The organism is Aliiglaciecola sp. CAU 1673 (genome assembly GCF_029223185.1).
In the GTDB taxonomy this organism is placed as follows: Bacteria; Pseudomonadota; Gammaproteobacteria; order Enterobacterales; family Alteromonadaceae; genus Bowmanella.
Genome location: NZ_JARHUG010000013.1, coordinates 89973 through 110272, shown reverse-complemented (window position 1 = coordinate 110272; position 20300 = coordinate 89973). Strand labels below are relative to the sequence as shown.

The 20300-nt window shown below is 50.3% G+C and carries 21 protein-coding genes; 17 read left to right on the top strand and 4 right to left on the bottom strand.

Annotation, left to right across the window (positions count from 1 at the left end; translation table 11 throughout):
• The first annotated feature begins 21 nt into the window (after positions 1-21).
• Positions 22-1056 carry a glycosyltransferase family 9 protein gene (locus P2G88_RS13515; protein WP_275796811.1) on the top strand — a complete coding sequence of 345 codons (1035 nt, stop codon included), beginning with the start codon at positions 22-24 and terminating at the stop codon, positions 1054-1056.
• Between the two features lie 15 nt (positions 1057-1071).
• Here P2G88_RS13515 and P2G88_RS13510 read toward each other — a convergent pair whose 3' ends face one another.
• Entirely contained in the window at positions 1072-2367 is a 1296-nt protein-coding gene (locus tag P2G88_RS13510; protein WP_275796810.1) for a 3-deoxy-D-manno-octulosonic acid transferase, read from the bottom strand.
• Positions 2368-2527: 160 nt separating this feature from the next.
• Between P2G88_RS13510 and P2G88_RS13505 the strand changes: the two genes are divergently transcribed.
• The 6 genes from P2G88_RS13505 to glpG all read left to right on the top strand — a co-directional run bounded on the left by P2G88_RS13505 (position 2528) and on the right by glpG (position 7752).
• Positions 2528-3034, top strand: a complete 507-nt coding sequence (locus P2G88_RS13505) for a hypothetical protein (RefSeq protein WP_275796809.1) — start codon at positions 2528-2530, stop codon at positions 3032-3034.
• On the top strand, positions 3031-4212 hold the full coding sequence (locus tag P2G88_RS13500; protein WP_275796808.1) for a TonB-dependent receptor: 1182 nt from the start codon (positions 3031-3033) through the stop codon (positions 4210-4212). The genes P2G88_RS13505 and P2G88_RS13500 overlap by 4 nt, the downstream gene beginning before the upstream one ends.
• Before the next feature lie 154 nt (positions 4213-4366).
• Entirely contained in the window at positions 4367-5563 is a 1197-nt protein-coding gene (locus P2G88_RS13495) for a glycine C-acetyltransferase (protein WP_275796807.1), read from the top strand.
• Positions 5560-6585, top strand: a complete 1026-nt coding sequence (gene tdh, locus P2G88_RS13490) for an L-threonine 3-dehydrogenase (RefSeq protein WP_275796806.1) — start codon at positions 5560-5562, stop codon at positions 6583-6585. Before P2G88_RS13495 ends, tdh begins: the two co-directional genes overlap by 4 nt.
• 8 nt (positions 6586-6593) lie before the next feature.
• Positions 6594-6917, top strand: coding sequence for a thiosulfate sulfurtransferase GlpE (gene glpE, locus P2G88_RS13485; protein WP_275796805.1), 324 nt, complete (start codon positions 6594-6596; stop codon positions 6915-6917).
• Complete coding sequence (glpG, locus tag P2G88_RS13480; protein WP_275796804.1) at positions 6910-7752, top strand: rhomboid family intramembrane serine protease GlpG; 843 nt, start codon at positions 6910-6912, stop codon at positions 7750-7752. Before glpE ends, glpG begins: the two co-directional genes overlap by 8 nt.
• A gap of 282 nt (positions 7753-8034) precedes the next feature.
• Here the strand turns inward: glpG and P2G88_RS13475 are convergent, their stop codons facing one another.
• Positions 8035-8424, bottom strand: coding sequence for a flagellar basal body-associated protein FliL (locus P2G88_RS13475; protein WP_275796803.1), 390 nt, complete (start codon positions 8422-8424; stop codon positions 8035-8037).
• Between the two features lie 103 nt (positions 8425-8527).
• Between P2G88_RS13475 and P2G88_RS13470 the strand changes: the two genes are divergently transcribed.
• Both P2G88_RS13470 and ubiA read left to right on the top strand, forming a co-directional pair.
• A complete protein-coding gene (locus P2G88_RS13470; protein WP_275796802.1) occupies positions 8528-9142 on the top strand; it encodes a chorismate lyase in 615 nt (204 codons plus the stop codon).
• Complete coding sequence (ubiA, locus tag P2G88_RS13465) at positions 9126-9983, top strand: 4-hydroxybenzoate octaprenyltransferase (RefSeq protein WP_275796801.1); 858 nt, start codon at positions 9126-9128, stop codon at positions 9981-9983. The genes P2G88_RS13470 and ubiA overlap by 17 nt, the downstream gene beginning before the upstream one ends.
• 12 nt (positions 9984-9995) lie before the next feature.
• Here ubiA and plsB read toward each other — a convergent pair whose 3' ends face one another.
• Positions 9996-12437 carry a glycerol-3-phosphate 1-O-acyltransferase PlsB gene (plsB, locus tag P2G88_RS13460; RefSeq protein WP_275796800.1) on the bottom strand — a complete coding sequence of 814 codons (2442 nt, stop codon included), beginning with the start codon at positions 12435-12437 and terminating at the stop codon, positions 9996-9998.
• Positions 12438-12590: 153 nt separating this feature from the next.
• Here plsB and lexA point away from each other — a divergent pair, with 153 nt between their 5' ends.
• The 5 genes from lexA to P2G88_RS13435 all read left to right on the top strand — a co-directional run bounded on the left by lexA (position 12591) and on the right by P2G88_RS13435 (position 17781).
• Positions 12591-13217 carry a transcriptional repressor LexA gene (lexA, locus tag P2G88_RS13455; RefSeq protein ID WP_275796799.1) on the top strand — a complete coding sequence of 209 codons (627 nt, stop codon included), beginning with the start codon at positions 12591-12593 and terminating at the stop codon, positions 13215-13217.
• Between the two features lie 354 nt (positions 13218-13571).
• Entirely contained in the window at positions 13572-14690 is a 1119-nt protein-coding gene (gene coxB / locus P2G88_RS13450; RefSeq protein WP_275796876.1) for a cytochrome c oxidase subunit II, read from the top strand.
• A gap of 10 nt (positions 14691-14700) precedes the next feature.
• The gene (gene ctaD / locus P2G88_RS13445) at positions 14701-16290 is read left to right on the top strand and encodes a cytochrome c oxidase subunit I (protein ID WP_275796798.1); all 1590 of its coding nucleotides are present in this window, start codon (positions 14701-14703) and stop codon (positions 16288-16290) included.
• 4 nt (positions 16291-16294) lie between these two features.
• Entirely contained in the window at positions 16295-16852 is a 558-nt protein-coding gene (locus P2G88_RS13440) for a cytochrome c oxidase assembly protein (protein ID WP_275796797.1), read from the top strand.
• Between the two features lie 47 nt (positions 16853-16899).
• A complete protein-coding gene (locus P2G88_RS13435) occupies positions 16900-17781 on the top strand; it encodes a cytochrome c oxidase subunit 3 (RefSeq protein WP_275796796.1) in 882 nt (293 codons plus the stop codon).
• Positions 17782-17803: 22 nt separating this feature from the next.
• Here P2G88_RS13435 and P2G88_RS13430 read toward each other — a convergent pair whose 3' ends face one another.
• Positions 17804-18013 (bottom strand): DUF2909 domain-containing protein, encoded by a 210-nt coding sequence (locus P2G88_RS13430; protein WP_275796795.1) that lies wholly within the window; start codon positions 18011-18013, stop codon positions 17804-17806.
• A gap of 20 nt (positions 18014-18033) precedes the next feature.
• Here P2G88_RS13430 and P2G88_RS13425 point away from each other — a divergent pair, with 20 nt between their 5' ends.
• Genes P2G88_RS13425 through P2G88_RS13415 form a run of 3 tightly spaced genes read left to right on the top strand, consistent with a single transcriptional unit; the run spans position 18034 to position 20294 of the window.
• A complete protein-coding gene (locus P2G88_RS13425; RefSeq protein WP_275796794.1) occupies positions 18034-18747 on the top strand; it encodes an SURF1 family protein in 714 nt (237 codons plus the stop codon).
• Between the two features lies 1 nt (position 18748).
• Positions 18749-19306: a hypothetical protein gene (locus P2G88_RS13420; protein WP_275796793.1), complete on the top strand. Its 558-nt coding sequence runs from the start codon at positions 18749-18751 to the stop codon at positions 19304-19306.
• Between the two features lie 10 nt (positions 19307-19316).
• Positions 19317-20294: a COX15/CtaA family protein gene (locus P2G88_RS13415; protein WP_275796792.1), complete on the top strand. Its 978-nt coding sequence runs from the start codon at positions 19317-19319 to the stop codon at positions 20292-20294.
• The last annotated feature ends 6 nt before the right edge of the window (positions 20295-20300 follow it).

Below are 20300 nucleotides of genomic sequence, written 5' to 3'. Positions count from 1 at the left end.
TTTTCAACAACGGACAGTCCCTTGAAAAGTATCTGTATTTTGCGCCTGTCGGCGATAGGTGATGTTTGCCATGCAGTAGCCATGGTCCAGCGAGTGCGTGATCAATGGCCGGAGACTGCCATTACCTGGGTCATCGGCAAGGTAGAGCATCAATTAATAGGGGATATGCCTGGTATTCGATTTGTGGTGTTCGATAAAAAGCGCGGTCGGCAGGCATACCGGGATCTGAAAGCAGAGTTGGCGCAGGATTATTTCGATGCGCTGTTGGTCATGCAAGTGGCGCTACGTGCCAATCTGGCGGCTAAGCAGATCAGAGCAAAGCACAAGATTGGTTTCGATTGGCAGCGTAGCAAAGAGTTTCACTGGCTGTTTACCGACAAGCGCATTGCCCCACAGCGCCACGCCCATGTACTGGATGGTTTTATGGCCTTTGCCGATGCCATCGGTGTACCGAAAGTGGACAAGCCTAGGTGGGACATTCCGATCTCTGAGGCGGATATGGCCTGGGCCCAAGCCAAACGCAAAGAGCTTGGCCCCTTTATAATAATCAGTCCCGCCGCCAGTAAGGCCGAGCGCAACTGGTTGCCCGAGCGCTATGCTGCAGTAGCCAATTACTTAAGCGAAAAAGGCTTTGCCGTGGTACTTTGCGGCGGTCCAGCCAAGCTGGATAGGGACAGCGCAGACGGGATTTTGCAGCATACCGTGGCTATTCGCGAAGATTTAGTGGGTAAAACCAACTTAAAGCAACTGCTTGCCTTGTTGGGGCAAGCAGAGCTGGTCATTGCGCCGGACACCGGTCCTGCGCATATGGCAACGGCAGTGAATACCCCCGTCATTGGTCTCTATGCCCACAGTAATCCAAGGCGCACCGGGCCCTATTTAAGCCAAGCGTTAGTGGCTTCCGTTTATGATGAGATTATTGCCGAGCAAAAAGACAAGCCTTGGGATGCATTACCCTGGGGAACCAGAGCAAAAGGACCTGATCTTATGGCCAGGCTACCTGTGGCATTGGTCAAACAACGTATTGACCAGTGGTTGGATACGGGCAAGCAATAAAGGCTTATCCGTTATTTATTGAGCAAAGATCCTTTCCAGTGTCGCATCTATTGCACCGGTGCTGGAGAGGATCATTTGCCGTCCGGCGTTGCCCGCTTCATGGGCTTTGTGGCCATCTGCCAGCCAGCGCCCGGCCTTTTCCACCAGATGTTGTTCGTTTTCGACCAGTTGCAAAGCGCCGGTCTCGGCCAGCAACTGACAAATCTGCGGGTTGTTATGCCTGGATGGGCCCATTAATACCGGGACACCAAAAACTGCGGGTTCGAGGGCATTATGACCACCCCGCTCGGCCAGGCTGCCGCCGACAAAGGCAATATCGGCAGTGGCATAGAGTTGATTCAGCAGCCCCATCTGATCGGCCAACAAGACGTCAGTGTTTTCAGCACAAGGTTGGTTCTCACTCACCTTAATTAGCCTCAGGCTTTCAGATTCGACCAGTTTGCCTACGGTTTCGAAGCGCTGCGGATGTCGGGGTACCAGAATCAGCAATAAGGTTGGGAATTTTGCTTTCAGACGCTTAAACGCCTGAAGCAGAATTTTTTCTTCCGGATCGTGGGTGCTTCCTGCAATTAGGACCTGGCGCCCATTCATATCAAACTTGGTTCGGAATTCTCGGTATAGCGGCTCTCGCGGCACTTTAGGCAAGTCAAACTTGATATTATTGGTCAGAAAGAGCCTGTCAGTTGGTGCACCAAGTGCCAGGTAATTATCAAAGTCCCGTTGTCCTTGTGCGCAGATGCCACTGAGATGGTTCAGTATAGGGCTGACCAACGTATTTAGTTTACGGTAGCGCAACATGGATTTGGTGGTCATACGGGCATTGATGACAAATATCGGGATATGTCGCTCCCAACAGGTATGCACAAGATTAGGCCAAAGCTCCACTTCCATAATCAGGACTTTTTGAGGATCTACCTGGCGCATCAGACGACGCATCAAAAAGGGAAGGTCAAAAGGCAGGTAGAGATGCTGAACGCTGTTACCAAATAACTCCTGCACTCGCTCAGCGCCGGTCTTCGTCGTAGTGGTAATAGTGATGGGGAGCTCGCTACGCTCCAGCATTATCCTCTTAATCAGTGGAGTGGCCGCAACCACTTCCCCTACCGAGACACAGTGCAGTAGCAAGCCGCCTTTTCGTTCAATGGATAACCAAAGTCCGAGCCGCTGGGCGTCGCGTAAACTTTGCTGCTTTCCCCTGAATAATCGTTTTCCTACGAACAGCATAAACGCCAACGTATAGGGTAACAGCAGCAATAATGTGAAAAGGGCGCGGGATAGCTGCTCTCTTGGGGTGGGCTTAACGTCCTGCATTGACTAACAAAAAAATGAAATCTGTGGCTACTTTAACAAAGTTTTTCTTGAGCTCGTATTTAATCTGCTTGGCTAATGGTTTGTTTGCAATTTTAAGCCTTACAGGCGCTTTTCTGATTACAAAACCGGCATTTTGCATGGTTGTGCTTGCAAAACGCAGATGCTTGTTCTTGAATTGGCGCTCTTTTATCGTTCTTGGTTATTAAGATTGGTTCAGTCCGTTAAGCAGGGGATGCTCGCTTTTGTCTTAGGTCTGCTTTTGTGGACGTCAGTGATCCCTACCGTGACAGCTGACTCGGTGCAAGTGATCATAAATGCCGAGCAAAGCACCAATACGCTCTCTGCGGCGCAACTGCGTCGCATTTTTACTATGCGTCAACGACAGTGGCCGGATGGCAGCCTTATCCATGTCTACGTGATGCCAAACAATGATCCTTTACACCAACATTTTGCTAAGTCCCAGTTACAGCTCTATCCATATCAGCTGGAACGGGTTTGGAATAAGTTGGTGTATTCGGGAATGGGAGAAAGGCCAACCGAAGTCTATTCTCAGGCTAAGATGCTGGAAAAGGTGGCATCGACGCCAGGGGCCATCGGCTACATTTCCGTTACAGAACAGGGCATAGATGGCTTGATAAATGTGTCAATTGAGGAAGGGAACCCATGAGACAGCTTATCGTTTTGCTAGCGACACTTTTATCAGTCAGTTCATCGGTTTGGGCCGAATCTGAGAAAACGCCGGTGGTGCATGGTTTTATTTCCCAAGGCGTCGCCCGCGCCAGCCATAGCAACTTTATTAACGATTCCGGCAATATTTCGGCGGCATTGACCGAAGCTGGAATTAATATGTCATACCAATTCTCGCCCAGTTTGCGTCTGGCCACCCAAGCGGTATATCTGGATGGCGGCAACCGCTATCCCGATGGGGCCAGGTTAGATTATTTGTTCCTCGACTGGACGGCCTGGCAAACTGAACAATGGCAGTTCAATGTGCACCTTGGGCGGTTTAAAAATTATCATTGGTTGCACTCTGCAACGCGTGATGTGCCCCATACAAGACCCAGTATTGTCTTGCCGCAATCTGTCTATTTTGATGGTTTCAGGGATTTTTCTAAGGGAAATGATGGCATTGCATTGGTGGCCAAAGGTGAGTCGGCTGCATTGGAATGGGATATTCATTGGAGTTACGGGCGCACAGAGGTAAACAGGTCACTTACCCGTTCGTTATTGAGCGCACAAGCGCAAGGTGAATTGGAGCAGGTATTTGATCACCAGTTCAGCGTGTTTGTAAGACCACAGGATGGAAATTCACAGTTCGGTTTGTCTTTGGTAGACTCTGATTTCCGTTATGAACCGTCGTCGCTTGATATCTTTTTCAAAGGGGGCGCAGTCACACAGAGGGCCATTCTAAGCTATCGCTACAGTATGGCCGATTGGGAATTTTCCAGCGAGGCACTGTATGACCGGACCTACTTTAAAGATCTGCTGTTTCCCGGGTTTGAACGTGATACCAGGGGGCAAGGTATCTATTTTCAAGGACGCTGGTTTGTTGATGATAAACTGACTTTACTGGCAAGGCTGGATCTTTTTGACACCGACAAAGATGATCGTAACGGCAGTATAATTTTTGAACAAAGCGGGGGCCAGATCCCCAACTACTTTGCCTACATGGATGATTTCACATTCGGCGCCAGTTACGATTTTGCTAACCACTGGCAAGTAAAAGCCGAATTGCATCGGTTCAGGGGTATTGCCAGGCTAACGCCGGTGTTTATTCCCAATACTCAGGTCAATGACAGGGAATACTGGAACCTCTGGGCTGTGCAGCTAATCCATTGGTTCTGAGCATAAGCAACTTAGATTCACGAATGTAATCAATCTATTACAGGTTGCTTAACAACTCCTCCGAGGTCATCGCCGAGATCTCCTGTCGGCTATTACCTTTGCCTTGTAACTCCACTAGAATAAGGGGCATCAGATATGTCCACGGGATTCATCAATGAATAAAGGCGTTATCCAACATCTGCAAGCACAGTTAGCCGATGTGCGGGAGCAAGGGCTTTACAAAGCCGAGCGTGTTATCACCTCTTCACAGCAAGCCAGCATCAAGATTGACAGTGGTGCCCAGGTGCTTAACTTTTGTGCCAATAACTATCTTGGACTGGCTAATCATCCCGAGTTGATTGAAGCTGCCAAAGAGGGCTTGGACAGTCATGGCTTCGGTATGGCATCGGTGCGCTTTATCTGCGGTACCCAGGATATTCACAAGCAATTGGAGCGCAGCATCAGTAACTTCCTGGGTATGGAAGATACCATTCTGTATTCCTCTTGTTTTGACGCCAACGCTGGTCTTTTTGAGACCCTGCTTGATGCCGAAGACGCCATCATCTCCGATGCGCTGAACCATGCCAGTATTATCGATGGCGTACGTCTGTGTAAGGCCAAACGCTATCGTTATTCCAATAACGATATGGCTGAGTTGGAAAAGCAACTGCAGCAAGCCCAAGCCGATGGTGCGCGCTTCAAATTGATTGCCACTGACGGGGTGTTTTCGATGGATGGTGTGATTGCCAACCTGCGTACCATTTGCGATCTGGCGGATAAGTACGATGCCATGGTGATGGTCGATGACTCTCATGCTGTCGGGTTTGTCGGCGAACAAGGTCGTGGCAGCCACGAATATTGTGATGTGATGGGGCGGGTGGACATTATCACTGGTACATTGGGCAAAGCTTTGGGTGGCGCTTCTGGTGGCTATACCTCGGCTAACAAGATCATCATTGAATGGTTACGCCAACGTTCACGTCCTTATCTGTTCTCGAATTCTCTGGCGCCGGCCATTGTTTCGGCTTCCATCAAGGTCATCGACATGTTGTCTCAAGGCAGTGAATTGCGCCGCAAACTGCGCGACAACAGCCAGTACTTCCGCCGTCGTATGACTGAAGCAGGTTTTACCCTAGCCGGTGCCGATCACGCTATCATCCCGGTGATGCTGGGGGATGCCCGTCTTGCAAGCCAGATGGCAGAAAAGATGCTGGCGCGTGGCATCTATGTTGTTGGTTTTTCTTTTCCGGTAGTGCCAAAAGGGCAAGCCCGTATCCGCACGCAAATGTCTGCCGCCCATAGCCAGGCGCAACTGGATCAGGCTATCGATGCCTTTATCGAAGTAGGTAAAGAACTGGGAGTAATCAAATGAAGGCCCTGTCTAAACTGCATGCCGAACCCGGTATCTGGTTAACCGAAGCGGATAAGCCGGAAGTCGGGCATAACGACCTGCTGATCAAAATTCGCAAAACCGCTATTTGCGGTACCGACATGCATATTTTTCACTGGGACGAATGGTCACAAAAAACCATTCCGGTGCCCATGGTGGTGGGGCATGAGTATGTTGGTGAAGTGGCAGCGATGGGCCAGGAGGTCACCGGCTTTAAAATCGGTGATCGGGTCTCCGGTGAAGGCCATATCACTTGTGGTCATTGCCGTAACTGCCGTGCCGGGCGCCGTCATCTGTGTCGCAATACCACCGGCGTGGGGGTTAATCGCCCGGGGGCCTTTGCCGAGTACCTGGTGATCCCGGCATTTAACGCCTTCAAGATCCCGGATAATATTTCCGATGACTTGGCCTCTATTTTCGATCCTTTCGGCAATGCGGTGCACACCGCCTTGTCTTTCGACTTAGTCGGTGAAGATGTGCTGATTACCGGTGCAGGTCCTATTGGTATTATGGCGGCGGCTGTGGCTCGTCACGTAGGCGCGCGCCATGTGGTGATCACCGATTTGAACGACTACCGTCTCGATTTAGCCCGCAAGATGGGCGCTACCCGCGCCGTTAACGTGGGTCGTGAAAGCCTGGCTGATGTAATGAAAGACCTTGGGATGACCGAAGGCTTCGATGTGGGACTGGAGATGTCCGGTGTGCCGGCTGCCTTCAGAGATATGCTGGCGAAGATGAATCATGGCGGCAAGATTGCCATGCTCGGTATCCCCTCAGGGGAAACCGCCATCGACTGGAATCAGGTTATCTTTAAGGGCCTTATCATCAAAGGCATTTATGGTCGTGAGATGTTTGAAACCTGGTACAAAATGACCAGCTTGCTGCAAAGCGGCTTGGATTTAAGTCCCATCATTACCCATAGATTCAATGTGGAACAGTTCCAGAAGGGCTTTGACACAATGGCGTCGGGACAATCCGGCAAAGTCGTGTTGAGTTGGGATTAAGACCGTCCATGCAAAACTTTAAGCATATCAATGCCGCAGAGGCAAAAGAGCGTCTGGAAAGCGGCAGTGCCGTTGTTGCCGACATCCGCGATGGCCAGTCGTTTCTGAATGGCCATATTGCCGGATCGGTTCATCTTACCAACGACAATCTTTCGCAGTTTATGCAGGATACGCCACAAGATAAGGCAGTTATCGTTTGTTGTTATCATGGGATCAGCAGCCAACAGGCCGCACAGTTCCTTGTACAACAGGGTTACCAACAGGTGTATAGCCTGGACGGTGGGTTTGAAGGCTGGCGTTTGGGTTTCCCATTTGTGACAGGGAATGACTGACGTTCAATCTATAGCAGGCTTTGCCCGGGAGGCGGATGCCCGCCTCTTGCTCGACTACCTTCACCAGCAAGGGATAGCAGTGCGATATCAGCTCGGTGACGATAGCTATCCGCATCGTATACTGTTGCTTGACTCTTCCCAGCAGGAGAAAGCCAGGTCTTTGGTGGCCGAGTTTGTTCACAACCCCCATGCCGATAAATATCAACAGGCAGCTTGGGCCCATGGTCAAGCCATGCAGGGTGAGTCCGAAAGTGCTTGGAGCGGTCTAAACCTTTCAGCCCGGGGCTTGCCCTTCACCCTTAGCGTTCTTTTGGCTTGTATCCTGGTTTATGTGGCGAGTTTGCTGGGGTGGTTTGTTCCGCTGCTAAAACTGCTGCATTTTCAAGACCTGGATACTTTAGTGGCGCACCATCAGTGGTGGCGCTTAATAGGACCTGCCTTTGTCCACTTTTCTGCCCTTCATATTGTCTTTAACTTGCTCTGGTGGTGGGTGCTGGGAGGGCAGGTGGAAAGACAGTTAGGCACCAGTCACCTGCTGTTGGTTTTTCTGGTCACGGCCATCGCCTCCAATACCGGACAATTTATGGTATCCGGTCCCAATTTTGGTGGGCTTTCAGGCGTGGTTTACGGACTAATGGGCTTTGTCTGGTGGTGTGGTTGGCTAAGACCCGCCTGGGGACTAAGTCTCTCTAAGCCACTGGTGGGTTTTATGTTGGTATGGCTGGTATTAGGCTATGCCGATATTTTATGGGTGTCGATGGCCAATACTGCTCATACTTTAGGATTGGTCAGTGGGTGTGTACTGGCTTGGCTTTATTGCCGGGTTTGGCGTTAAGTCGCTTAGGCTAGCAAGCTTTAAGGGGCCGTACGAAGCTACACATCCTGTGGCTGGGGTCCAACCGCGCCTTTTCCCTCGCATCCTGCTCCGTAAAAAGCCCAGCTCGGCCATCCACGGCCGGCCGTTCATCGCTTGTCGAGTGATGTCTAGCGCTTCGGAATGATGCTAGTGCGGGTGACACGTCCTGTGGCTTGGTCCCAGCTCGGCCATCCACGGCCTCGCGTTCAGCCCTCTTGAAGTGACGTTAAGTCACTTCAAGTTCGCAGGACGAACCGGGCTTCACCCCTGATACAGGTATTTGGTGAAAATAACGTCTTTGACCACGTCCTTGCCGGTTTCTTTTTTCATAAATTCCCTTAGCTTTTGTAAGCAGACCTGGCGAATTTCTTCGCGACCGGTAAGGGATTTCACTTTCTCTTCAGGTTGTCGGCCAAGAATATCAATGATGGTGGAACGCAGTAGTGGCTCATGATGTTCGGCCAGTGGAATCAATGAGGCATCTTCAAGCATCAGTTCAATGGTCAGCCGAACGTAGCCCAGCTTCTGGCTGCTGGTTCCTATGTAATTGGTTACGATATCTGGCTCAAGGCCATAGTAGGCGTAGGCCGCTTGGGCTTTACCGCAAGCCATCAGGCTCACCATCAGTATCACTTTTAACAGCTTTTGCATCGCCTTCTACTCTTCTTAACCTTTAGGAGTTACTCCAAGCCTTTATTTTATCAGTAAAATAGACGAAAGCGACCAGCATTTGCTGGTGCCAACAGCTGTTGCTATGATGCCAGCTTTCAAGCAGACGCCATACAGTTCATTGACTACTATTCCCCCTTTTCCCTTAGCCCCAAAAACGCAATGGCAGGCCGCCGACTGTCTGACGGTGCCCGATTTTCACCTCAAGAATTGGCTACTGGATACCAGCTCACTGACGGAGCGTCTGCAGTCCCACTGTCGACAGTTTCGGGTGCAAGTGTTGGGACAAGCCACGGCGCCTTTGATGGCGGATGAATTGCTGAAGATGGGGGCAGAGCCTTATCTGGTGCGAGAGGTGATCCTGTGGGGCGATGATATGCCATGGGTTTTTGCGCGTTCGCTTTTACCCTCAACCCTGTGTGAGCAGGAGCATGGCAAACTGGCCAATCTTGGCGACAGGCCCCTGGGTAGCATTTTGTTCAATGATCCTCTGTTTACCCGTCTGCCTTTTGAAATCACCTGTTTGCCTGAAGAGCATCCATTGTTGGGTAGCTTGGAATTGTCCGAGCGTCGATCGTTGTGGGGCAGACGCTCGCGTTTTCAGTATCAACAGTGGCAGATGATGGTGGCAGAGATCTTTCTGCCACAAAGCCCGGCCTATAAAAATATGGGAAATATCAGCGATGTGGCAAAGGGATAAGTTGGGCGCCTATGCGCGTCTGATGCGCCTTGATAAGCCTGTTGGCATCTATCTGCTGCTTTGGCCAACCCTGTGGGCCCTTTGGCTGGCGGCAGGCGGTCTGCCACCTTGGCATATTCTAGTGGTGTTTGTACTGGGCACAGTGGTAATGCGCTCGGCAGGCTGTGTTATCAATGATTATGCCGATCGCCATGTGGATGGTGCCGTCAAACGCACTAAGGCGAGACCTATCGTAAGTGGTGAGGTAAGCGAAAAAGAGGCCTTGGGCCTGTTCGCTGTGCTGGTGGCTGTGGCATTTCTCTTAGTTTTACAGCTTAACCTCAATACCATATTACTGTCCTTTGGCGCTTTGTTCCTTGCGTCCCTTTACCCCTTTACGAAACGCTTTACCTATTTGCCACAGTTTTTTCTGGGGGCGGCTTTTAGCTGGGGTATTCCGATGGCCTTTATGGCAATCCACGATAGTTTGCCTTGGTGGGCTTGGTTACTGTATTTAGCCAACCTGCTGTGGACAGTGGCCTATGACACGCAATACGCCATGGTCGACAGAGATGATGATCTGAAAATCGGGATCAAATCCACGGCAATCCTGTTTGGCCGTTTTGACCGGGCCATCATTGGCATGCTGCAGGTTGCCGCTATTAGCTTGTTAGCCTTTTTGGGTTGGTATCTGCAGTTGGATTGGATGTATTTCGTCGCGCTAATAATCGCCGGCTGCTTGTGTCTTTATCAGCAATGGCTGATTGCTGGGCGTGACCGGGAGCGTTGCTTCAAAGCGTTTTTAAATAACCACCACCTGGGATGGGTGGTGGCCTTGGGAATTGCGGCGGCCTTGCTATGACCGCCACATAGCTTATTGTAATAACTGTTGGAGTTTCTGGGCTACGCTGGGGGTGACAAGAGATAGCACCAGTGCTTTAAGCTCAGCGCTCTTGTCACTGTGTTTTAGCGCGCCATCATCATCGGTTTCCACCCAACCATTGTCCTTAAGGGCATTCACAAAGGTTGAAAACAAATTTTTGTCGTAGAACTCCGGTGCACTTATGCCATTGACGGCCGATAAGTGCTCTGCCAATTCCTTGCCTTGCTTTTCCAAAGCGGCTCTGGCTAAACAACCTTCCCGTTCCAGTATGGTAAGGACAATGGCATAACGTTGTAAGGTTTGCTGAATCGTCTGACCCAGTAATTCAAGCGTACCGGCCTGTTGACTGGCGCGCTGCGGTGCGAAAAGCTTTTTGCCACGTTGCTCCAATAGGCCAAGCTGTTTCATGGCGTCTATTTGCGCATCGGTATAGGTTTTGGCTTCCTCACAGCTGAAATGCATAGAGAGTTCACGGCGAAGCAGTGGGTAAAAATGGGCAACAGTGTCTTCTAATTGACTGCGTTCAGTACCCTGGCCAGCGATTACTGTGGCCGCCAGAATGCCAGCAATGGCGTACAAATGCTGAATATTGTTGCGGTAGTAGGTTTGGATAATAGCGCCAAATCCATCTAGGGAAACAATGCGTCCATAGGTATCTTGCTGAATATGAAATTTATTCAGCGCCAACGTTTGCTTCAACAGGGCGTGACCATCCACTGAGGGTACATTGACCAATTCTGAGTAGGGGGCCAGGCGCTGCAAAGAGAGCAAATGATCGAGACTTTGGCCCAGGCATTCCTCATCCAGCGCATGGTTCTCTGCTGCCAGAAGACAAAGAGAGCAAAGTGACATCCCATTGATCGCGGCAGCCTGATTGATACGAACCATAATTTGGTTGGCTAATTGGTTGACTGTGGGAGTTAGCCAACTGGGTTTTTTGTCCGCTTCCAGTTTTATGTCGGCGCGCCAGTCTGGCACCCGGTTGTCCAAAAATGGCCCTAAGGTAATCGGTTCACCGAAGCTAAGGTAACCATGGCCAAAATTCTTCAATTTTTTGATGGCAGAGAAAATATGCCAGAAACTTTCTTTTTCTTTACTGCTGCCTTTAAGTTCTTTGACATAGCTACCCAACTCCATCACGTTCTCATAGCCCACATACACGGGGACCATGCTGATGGGACGCTGTATCCCTTTGAGCATGGCTTGTAAGGTCATGGCTAGCATGCCGGTCTTAGGGGGTAGCAAACGCCCGGTGCGACTGCGACCGCCTTCCGGATAATATTTAACCGGGTAGCCACGGCTAAACAGCAACTCCAGATATTCTCTGAATACCGCGGTATATAACTTATTGCCTGCAAAGCTGCGGCGCAGGAAAAAGGCCCCGCCACGACGGAATATGGCACCTACCGGCCAGAAATTGAGGTTAATGCCAGCGGCGATATGGGGAACAGCCAGGCCCTCATGGTAGATCACATAGGTCAGCAGAAGGTAATCCATATGGCTTCGATGACAGGGTACATATACTATTTCGTGGCCGTTTTGCGCCAACTCACGGACCTTGGCCGCGTTTCTGACTTCGATACCGTTATAGATCTTGTTCCACACGCGTGTGAGCAGCCTGTCCGCCAGGCGAATGGTTCTCTCACGGTAATCAGCAGCAATTTCAGTGAGATAGCCTTCGGCCACTTCGCGTGCCTTTTCCTGACTGATTTTGCGTGACTTTTGTTCTTCGGCAATGGCTTGCTTCACTGCGGCTGAACCCATGATGGCATTACTTAGCTGCCGGCGGTCAATCAGGCTGGGGCCTGTTATAGACTGCGACTTCCTATAGAAGTGAGTACGTGCTACACGAATAAGTTTGTGGGCAATTTGTTCATCGGTACCGTGCTCCTTGGCGACCCGCTGTGAAGATACCGCGCGGCTATAGCTAACAAAGTTATCGCGACCTAAGAACAGCACGATAATCAGCTTGCGCAGCCAACTGGGCGAGGCCCGATCGGTTAACAATTCAGCCCAGCTGGGCTTACCTTTATCTGGTGCCCGTCCCCAAAATACGGATACCGGCACTATCTGCACATCTAAGTCTGGGATGTCACGTTGGATCTTCAATATCCGTATAAAATTCTGGGCAATATCGATGCTACGAATTTTGCTGCTAAACACGCCCTGCGGTTTTTCCAAAAACAAACAGGCCGGATGCTCCTCATTGCCCAGCCTCACAGGTGTAAGGGGATCCGGTAAGCCCAGCTGCTTGCAAGATTGCTGCAGTGCCAACTGATCAGAAGCGGAATGGGTGTGCAACAGATAGATGATAGGTTTGTGCTGGACAATACCCAGTTCTTGCTGGGTGTCGGCAGGAATACTTTTGGCCTTCACCAGAAGGCGGGTCGGTAAGGAGAGTGTGCTAAGCAGCAGATTGTGCAGCCAATGCATGTCATTATGATCTATAGGAAAATTGCGCGAAGCATAGCACGAGCCCATTAATTTGTCCCAAGCACGGCGTGTTGCAGTAATTTTTGTGACAGAGGTTGAGATCGCCACACAACTGGATATACTAACAGTTAAACTGTATGGAAAAACAGGCTTATGCGTCCACTTACTCCCAGGCAAGAAGAAGTATTGAAACTGATCAAAGACACTATGTCTGAGACAGGTATGCCACCCACCCGAGCCGAAATTGCACAACGCCTTGGCTTTCGTTCAGCAAACGCTGCTGAAGAACATTTGAAGGCGCTGGCCCGCAAAGGTGTAATTGAAATATTGCCAGGTACTTCCCGAGGCATAAAGCTCAATACGCCACTGGATGATCATGAGGACGAATATGGATTACCTCTGATCGGTAAGGTCGCTGCGGGAGAGCCTATCCTGGCCCAGGAAAATGTCGAAGCCCACTACCAGGTCGATCCGAATTTGTTTCATCCCAAGGCCGATTTTTTATTGCGTGTAAGTGGTATGAGCATGAAAGACATCGGCATATTGGATGGCGACTTGCTGGCTGTACACCGGACAGTGGATGTACAGAATGGCCAGGTGGTGGTGGCCCGTGTAGAAGATGATGTGACGGTAAAGCGTATCGAGCGCCGTGGCCGTCGCGAAATTTTGCTGCATGCCGAAAATGAATCTTTTGCCCCAATCAAGGTTGATTTGGCCACTCAAGCATTTGCCGTTGAAGGGATCGCTGTTGGCGTGATCCGAAACGCTGACTGGATGTAAGTTAAAAAGGATGGTAGTCAAATTCAGCCAATGACTGCCATTTTCCCTCCGATATGCTGCTCAAACCCGCACTCCCACAGTAATTTCAAGCTAAATTAATAAGTTAGCTTTCTATTCTTTATCACATACCTTCGCTCAAATCTTGAGCAGTCGATGTTTTTTGTGTCAGAAAAGGCTGGACTCGCCCCTTTTGATTGGGTAATTCTTATACAGTCATTAACAGAAATATAACAAAAACATGTCATTCTCACTTCCTGAGAGCCATGTCGTTGTTCGGCAGACCATCTCTGCCGCACGTGCCAATCTTTCTGACAGAGGAGACGTCAAGTGGGCAAAGCTGCTTTATCCGCACTCATAGCACTGTTTAGCAGTGCTGGTGTATTGGCCGAAAGCGCCGGCGCAGATCCTTATCAGCTGAATCTAACCAAAGGTGTTACGGACATCAGCGCCCAGGTATATGACCTGCATATGACCATCTTCTACATTTGTGTGGCGATTGGTGTTGTGGTGTTCGGTGCCATGCTCTACGCCATGGTGTTTCACCGCAAATCCAAAGGGGTAAAACCCGCGCATTTCCACGAGAGCGTTAAAGTGGAAGTGGCCTGGACAATCATCCCTTTTATTATCCTGATTTTTATGGCGGTTCCTGCTGCCAAGACATTGATCGCCATGGAAGATACCAGTGAAGCTGACGTTACTATCCTGGTGACAGGCTCCCAATGGAAATGGCACTACAAGTACATGGACAATGACCTCGAGTATTATTCACTGCTGGCCACCCGTCCGGAGCAGATCGGGGGAAAGTATGAAAAAGGCCGCAATTATCTTCTCGAAGTTGACCGCCCATTGGTGATTCCCACCGACAAGAAAGTCCGTTTCCTGATCACCTCTGATGATGTGATTCACTCCTGGTGGGTTCCGGATTTTGCAGTGAAGAAAGATGCGAACCCCGGCTTTATTAACGAAGCCTGGACTAAGGTTAACGAACCTGGAATCTACCGTGGTCAATGTGCAGAGTTGTGCGGTAAAGACCATGGCTTTATGCCGGTGGTGGTCATTGCCAAGGAGCCTGCAGAATACAATGCCTGGGTGGCAGATCAAGCTGCGGCTCAGCGTAGAGCGAAGGAAGAAGAGCAGAAGCTGTTAGCCATGAACATGGATATGGGAGAGTTGATGAGCGTGGGCGAAAAAGTCTATCAGTCTGCTTGCGCCGCCTGCCATATGCCCAATGGCGAAGGCCTGCCTGGTGTCTTCCCGGCGCTCAAGGGCAGCAAGATTGCGTTGACGGATATGCCCAAACATATCGACATTGTGGTCAATGGCGTTTCCGGCACGGCCATGCAAGCTTTTGGTAAGCAGCTAAGTCTTAAAGAACTGGCCGCGGTGATCACTTACGAAAGAAATGCTTGGGGTAACAACACGGGCGAGACAGTACAGGCCAAAGACGTTAACGCTGTCATGACGGGTAAATAGGAGAATTGCGATGAGTACAGTTGCTGACGATTTGCATCATGATGACCATCATGACCACAAACCATCGGGTATTAAGCGTTGGCTTTATACCACCAACCATAAGGACATAGGCACCCTCTACCTGTGGTTCGCCTTCATCATGTTCCTGATTGGTGGCGCCATGGCCATGGTTATTCGCGCAGAGTTGTTCCAGCCCGGCCTGCAGATTGTGGACCCAAACTTCTTTAACCAGATGACCACAGTGCATGGTTTGATAATGGTATTTGGTGCCGTAATGCCGGCCTTTACCGGCCTGGCCAACTGGATGGTGCCGCTGATGATAGGTGCTCCGGATATGGCTCTGCCGCGCATGAACAACTGGAGTTTCTGGATCCTACCCTTTGCCTTTCTGATTCTGCTGTCTTCATTGTTCCTGGAAGGCGGTGGCCCTAACTTTGGCTGGACCTTCTATGCACCCCTGTCCACCACTTACAGCAATGACAGCACGGCCCTGTTTGTTTTCTCTGTGCATATCATGGGTGCGTCGTCCATCATGGGCGCCATCAACGTGATAGTGACCATTTTCAATATGCGTGCGCCTGGTATGACCTGGATGAAAATGCCGCTGTTCGTATGGACTTGGTTGATTACAGCTTTTCTGCTAATCGCTGTGATGCCTGTGCTAGCGGGCGCAGTCACCATGGTATTGACCGATAAGTTTTTCGGCACCAGTTTCTTTGATGCGGCCGGTGGCGGAGATCCGGTGATGTTCCAGCATATTTTCTGGTTCTTCGGTCATCCCGAGGTTTACATCATGATCCTGCCCGCTTTTGGCATCATTTCGCAGATCGTTCCGACTTTTTCCAGAAAGCCGCTGTTCGGCTATTCGTCCATGGTCTATGCCACAACCTCTATTGCCCTGCTGTCCTTCATCGTATGGGCGCACCATATGTTTACCACTGGCATGCCCTTGTTCGCTGAAATGTTCTTTATGTTTGCGACCATGCTGATTTCTGTACCCACAGGGGTAAAGGTCTTTAACTGGGTAGCTACCATGTGGCGGGGGGCTATCAGCTTTGAAGTACCTATGCTGTTTGCCCTGGCCTTTATTGTACTTTTCACCTTAGGCGGCTTCTCTGGCCTGATGCTGGCTATCACACCGGTGGACTTCCAATATCATGACACCTACTTTGTGGTGGCTCACTTTCACTACGTGCTGGTGACTGGTGCCGTATTCTCCATCATGGCGGCGGTGTACTACTGGCTGCCCAAGTGGACCGGCAAAATGTATGACGAAACGCTGGCCAAGTGGCATTTCTGGTGCTCACTGATTTCCGTCAACGTACTGTTTTTCCCTATGCACTTTGTCGGCCTGGCCGGTATGCCAAGACGAATACCCGACTACTCTTTGCAGTTTGCTGATTTTAACCAATGGATCAGTATTGGCGGATTTGCCTTTGGTTTGTCACAGTTCATCTTCCTCGCACTGCTGTTAAAGGCTTGTCGCAAAGAAGGCGAGCCAGTGTCAGACAAGGTCTGGGATGGGGCAGAAGGTCTGGAGTGGGAGATCCCTTCACCAGCTCCTTATCACACTTTTGAAACGCCTCCGGTAGTGAAGTAACGCCATGAACGGGCAGACCAAGAACAACAAAGCCCTGGTGCTTCGCCTTGCTGCGATAGTGGTAGGCATGTTTGGCTTTGGTTTTGCCCTGGTGCCGCTATATGACGTGTTTTGCGATATCACCGGCATTAATGGCAAAACACGGAATACTGCGGCCTCGTATGACTTTGTGACGGTGGATGAAAGTCGCCTGGTGACGGTGGAATTTATCACCCGCACCAATTCGGGAATGCCCTGGGAGTTTGAGGCCCAAACCAAGCGGGTCAAAGTACACCCTGGTGAAATGGCACAGGTAGATTTTTATGTCCGTAACCCTAGTAGCCGCGACATTATTGGTCAGGCCATTCCATCGGTATCACCCGGTACGGCTGCCCTTTACCTGAACAAGACGGAGTGCTTCTGTTTCAACCAGCAACCTTTGCTGGCGGGGCAGGAGGCACTGATGCCGATGAAGTTTTACGTCGATCCTCAGCTACCAGAGGATATCCACTTTTTCACTCTGTCCTACACCTTGTATGACGTAACAGCCACCTCCAGCGAAGTGGCGATGAACAATAAGTAATAGTGCCCGCCCAAGGCGGTGTTGGAAGCATTCAAACGGAGAGCGACATGTCAGAGCAACAGTATCAAAAATACTATGTACCGGCGCAAAGTCCCTGGCCTTTCGTGGGGGCGGTGGCCTTGTTTCTGATTGCGGTGGGCGCAGGCAACTTTGTCATAGAAACGACCAAGGGCAAGGAAGGGTTCGGCGGCTGGATACTGCTGGCAGGACTTGTAGTGCTGTTCTACATGCTAATTGGCTGGTTTAAAAACCAAATAGATGAATCTATGTCTGGCATGCACAGTGAGCAGTTAGGTCGTTCGTATCGCCAGGGGATGAGCTGGTTTATCTTCTCCGAAGTGATGTTCTTCGCAGCCTTTTTCGGTGCGCTGTTTTACGCGCGTGTTATCGCCGTGCCGTGGTTAGGTGGAGCGTCTAATAATGCCATGACCGCAGAAGTTTTGTGGCCTGGTTTTGAGGCAATCTGGCCACTGGTAAAAACACCTGATGGCACCACCACCACAGCCATGGGCTGGTTTGGTTTACCGCTGGCGAACACCATTATACTTCTGACGTCCTCGGTTACCGCACATTTTGCGCATGTCGCTCTTGAAGAAAACAAGCGTGGCAGACTGAAACTTATGCTTGGACTGACGATCTTGCTGGGTTTGTGCTTCTTAGGATTGCAGGTGGAAGAATACGTACATGCTTATCGTGAGATGGGTTTAACCCTGCAGTCGGGCGTTTATGGTAATACCTTCTTTATGCTGACAGGGTTCCACGGACTGCATGTCACCCTAGGAACATTGCTATTGATCATCATGTTTTTCAGGGTGTTGAAGGGGCACTTCAGTCCACAGAACCAGTTTGCCTTCCAGGCTGCCAGCTGGTACTGGCACTTTGTGGATGTGGTCTGGGTGCTGTTGTTTGTTTTTGTCTACATACTTTAAGCGGATATCCCGTCCCTATTGATTAATAGGGGCGGGGATTTGGCGTGATCCAGCCCAGTGCCATGGCCACTAACAGTAGCAAGATAATCAATGCAGAGGTAAAAACACGTCGACCGATATAGCGAGTCATAGAGGGTTGCCCAGGCTTGTTCTGAATCATAATGACCATGGCGCGGAACAAGTTAAAAATCATAAAAAACAGCAGGGCGACAATAATAATCTTGAAAATCACCGGTAGTACTCCCGTTTAAAATGCAATCAATCCACAACAGGTATCCACTTCTACCCACGCTGATCGTCATCTTCGCAGTAGGGGTATTGTTGCGTCTGGGGTGGTGGCAGCTTGAACGTGCCGAGCAAAAGCAGCTACGAGCCGAGCAACTGGCAGCAAGACAAGGACAGCCCGCCCTGGATTTACAAGATATTAACAGAATGCAAGGCGATGTCCGGGATTTTCCACTGCAGGTCACAGGTAGTATCGATACAGACCGTCCCTTACTTTGGGACAACCGGATCATGAATGGTCAGGTAGGTTATGAAGTGTTAGCCCTGCTGCGGACCGAGCAGGGGAATTTGGCGGTAAATCTAGGCTGGGTGCCTGCAGAGTCGCGTCGAGAATTGCTGCCTCAGATAGTTCTTCCAGCGGAAAAAAAAGTATTTGAAGGTGTGGTGACTATCCCAAGCGATAATCCATTGGTGCGGGAAATGCTGGACAATAACCAGAGTTGGCCTCTGCGCCTGCAACAGCCGGATATTGCTTTGATGGAAAAGCTATGGAACGAGCCTTTGATGCCTTTTATGATGCAGTTGGGTGACACACAAAGCCTGGGGCTTGAGAACAACTGGCGGCCGGTGGTGATGCCGGCGCAAAAGCATTTGGCTTACGCTTTACAGTGGTTTGGTTTGGCAGTTGCCTGCCTGCTGATTTATGTGCTGGCACTACGCAAACGAAATGGAGAGAAATAATATGTCTGCCATCGCCAATAAACGAACATTGATAGTGTTACTGGTGGTTTTTGTTGTGCCGGTACTGCTGGCCAAACTAGCCCTGGAAATGGAATGGTTTAACCGCGGTGCAACCAATAAAGGTCAATTACTCGACCCAGCTCTCTCGTTGGCAAGTTTGGGATTGCCTACACCACCAAAATGGCGCTTACTCTATGTGGTGCCAGTTAACTGTGGTAGTGATTGTGAAAACGCCCTATTTAGCATTCATCAGGTCTGGCAGGCTCTAGGCAAGGAGCAGGACAGGGCTGAAGCTGTGGCTGTTGTTACTGCAGAGAGTGATACGACTATTCAGTCTAAGCTTGCGCAACTGCCTCACGTTCATATTCAGAAGTCCGATACCCAGAATGTTAATGAAGTGTTTAAAGATGCTGGCGCTAATGGTATTTTTCTATCCGATACTTTGGGAAATGTGATCTTGCGTTATCCCCTCGAACAAGAACAACAAAATGCGGTGCTTGGCAGCAGAGACATACTGGCCGACTTAAGGAAATTGTTAAAGCTGTCGCGTATCGGTTAAGGGAAAGGCTATGAGAAAGTTGGTGCTTTCGGCGCTGGTGTTGGCGTTAGTCGTCATTATGTTGGGAGCATATACCAGGCTGACCGATGCCGGATTAGGGTGTCCTGATTGGCCCGGTTGCTATGGGTTTTTATCTGTGCCCAAGCAGGATCATCATATTGCTCAGGCGCAAGAAGCCTTTCCCGAGCGTCCCTTGGAAGCGCATAAAGCCTGGAACGAAATGATCCACCGCTATTTCGCCGGCACATTGGGTTTGGTCATTCTGGTAATTGCCCTTCTGAGCCTGAAAAAAACGGTAGCCCCACGGCCACTCAAACTACCGCTATTCTTATTGTTGCTGGTCATCTTTCAGGCCGCTCTCGGCATGTGGACCGTCACTATGAATCTGATGCCGCTGGTGGTCATGGGCCACTTGTTAGGTGGCTTTAGTATCCTTGCCTGCTTATTTTTGCTCTACCTGCGACTTACCCCTTACCGCATCCCCGGAGGGGATATCAGATTGCGTCGCTTCTGTCGCTTTGCGCTGGTTGGCGTCTTTATATTGGTGGGGCAAATTGCCCTCGGAGGATGGGTTTCTGCTAACTATGCCGCGCTGGCCTGCACAGAGTTGCCGTTATGTCAGACGGGCTGGTCAGATAGATTGGATTTTGCCGGTGCGTTTAGCTTAGTAGAAGCCAACAGTTATGAGTTTGGCACCCACGACTACGACGAGCGAATGACCATGCATATTGTGCATCGTATTGGGGCACTCATTACTTTTGCTTATCTTGCTTGGCTCGCCTTGCGACTGTATAGCACCGCTGCAGCCCCATTACTGCGTAATCTCTCGGTACTACTGCTGGTGGTGTTAACCACCCAGGTTTCTTTGGGCGTGGCCAATGTACTATTTAGCCTGCCGCTGGCCGTTGCAGTGGCACACAATGCCGTTGCAGCTCTCTTATTACTGGTATTGGTCATGATCAATTACAGTCTGTTCAGGAAAATTTAGGAGTCC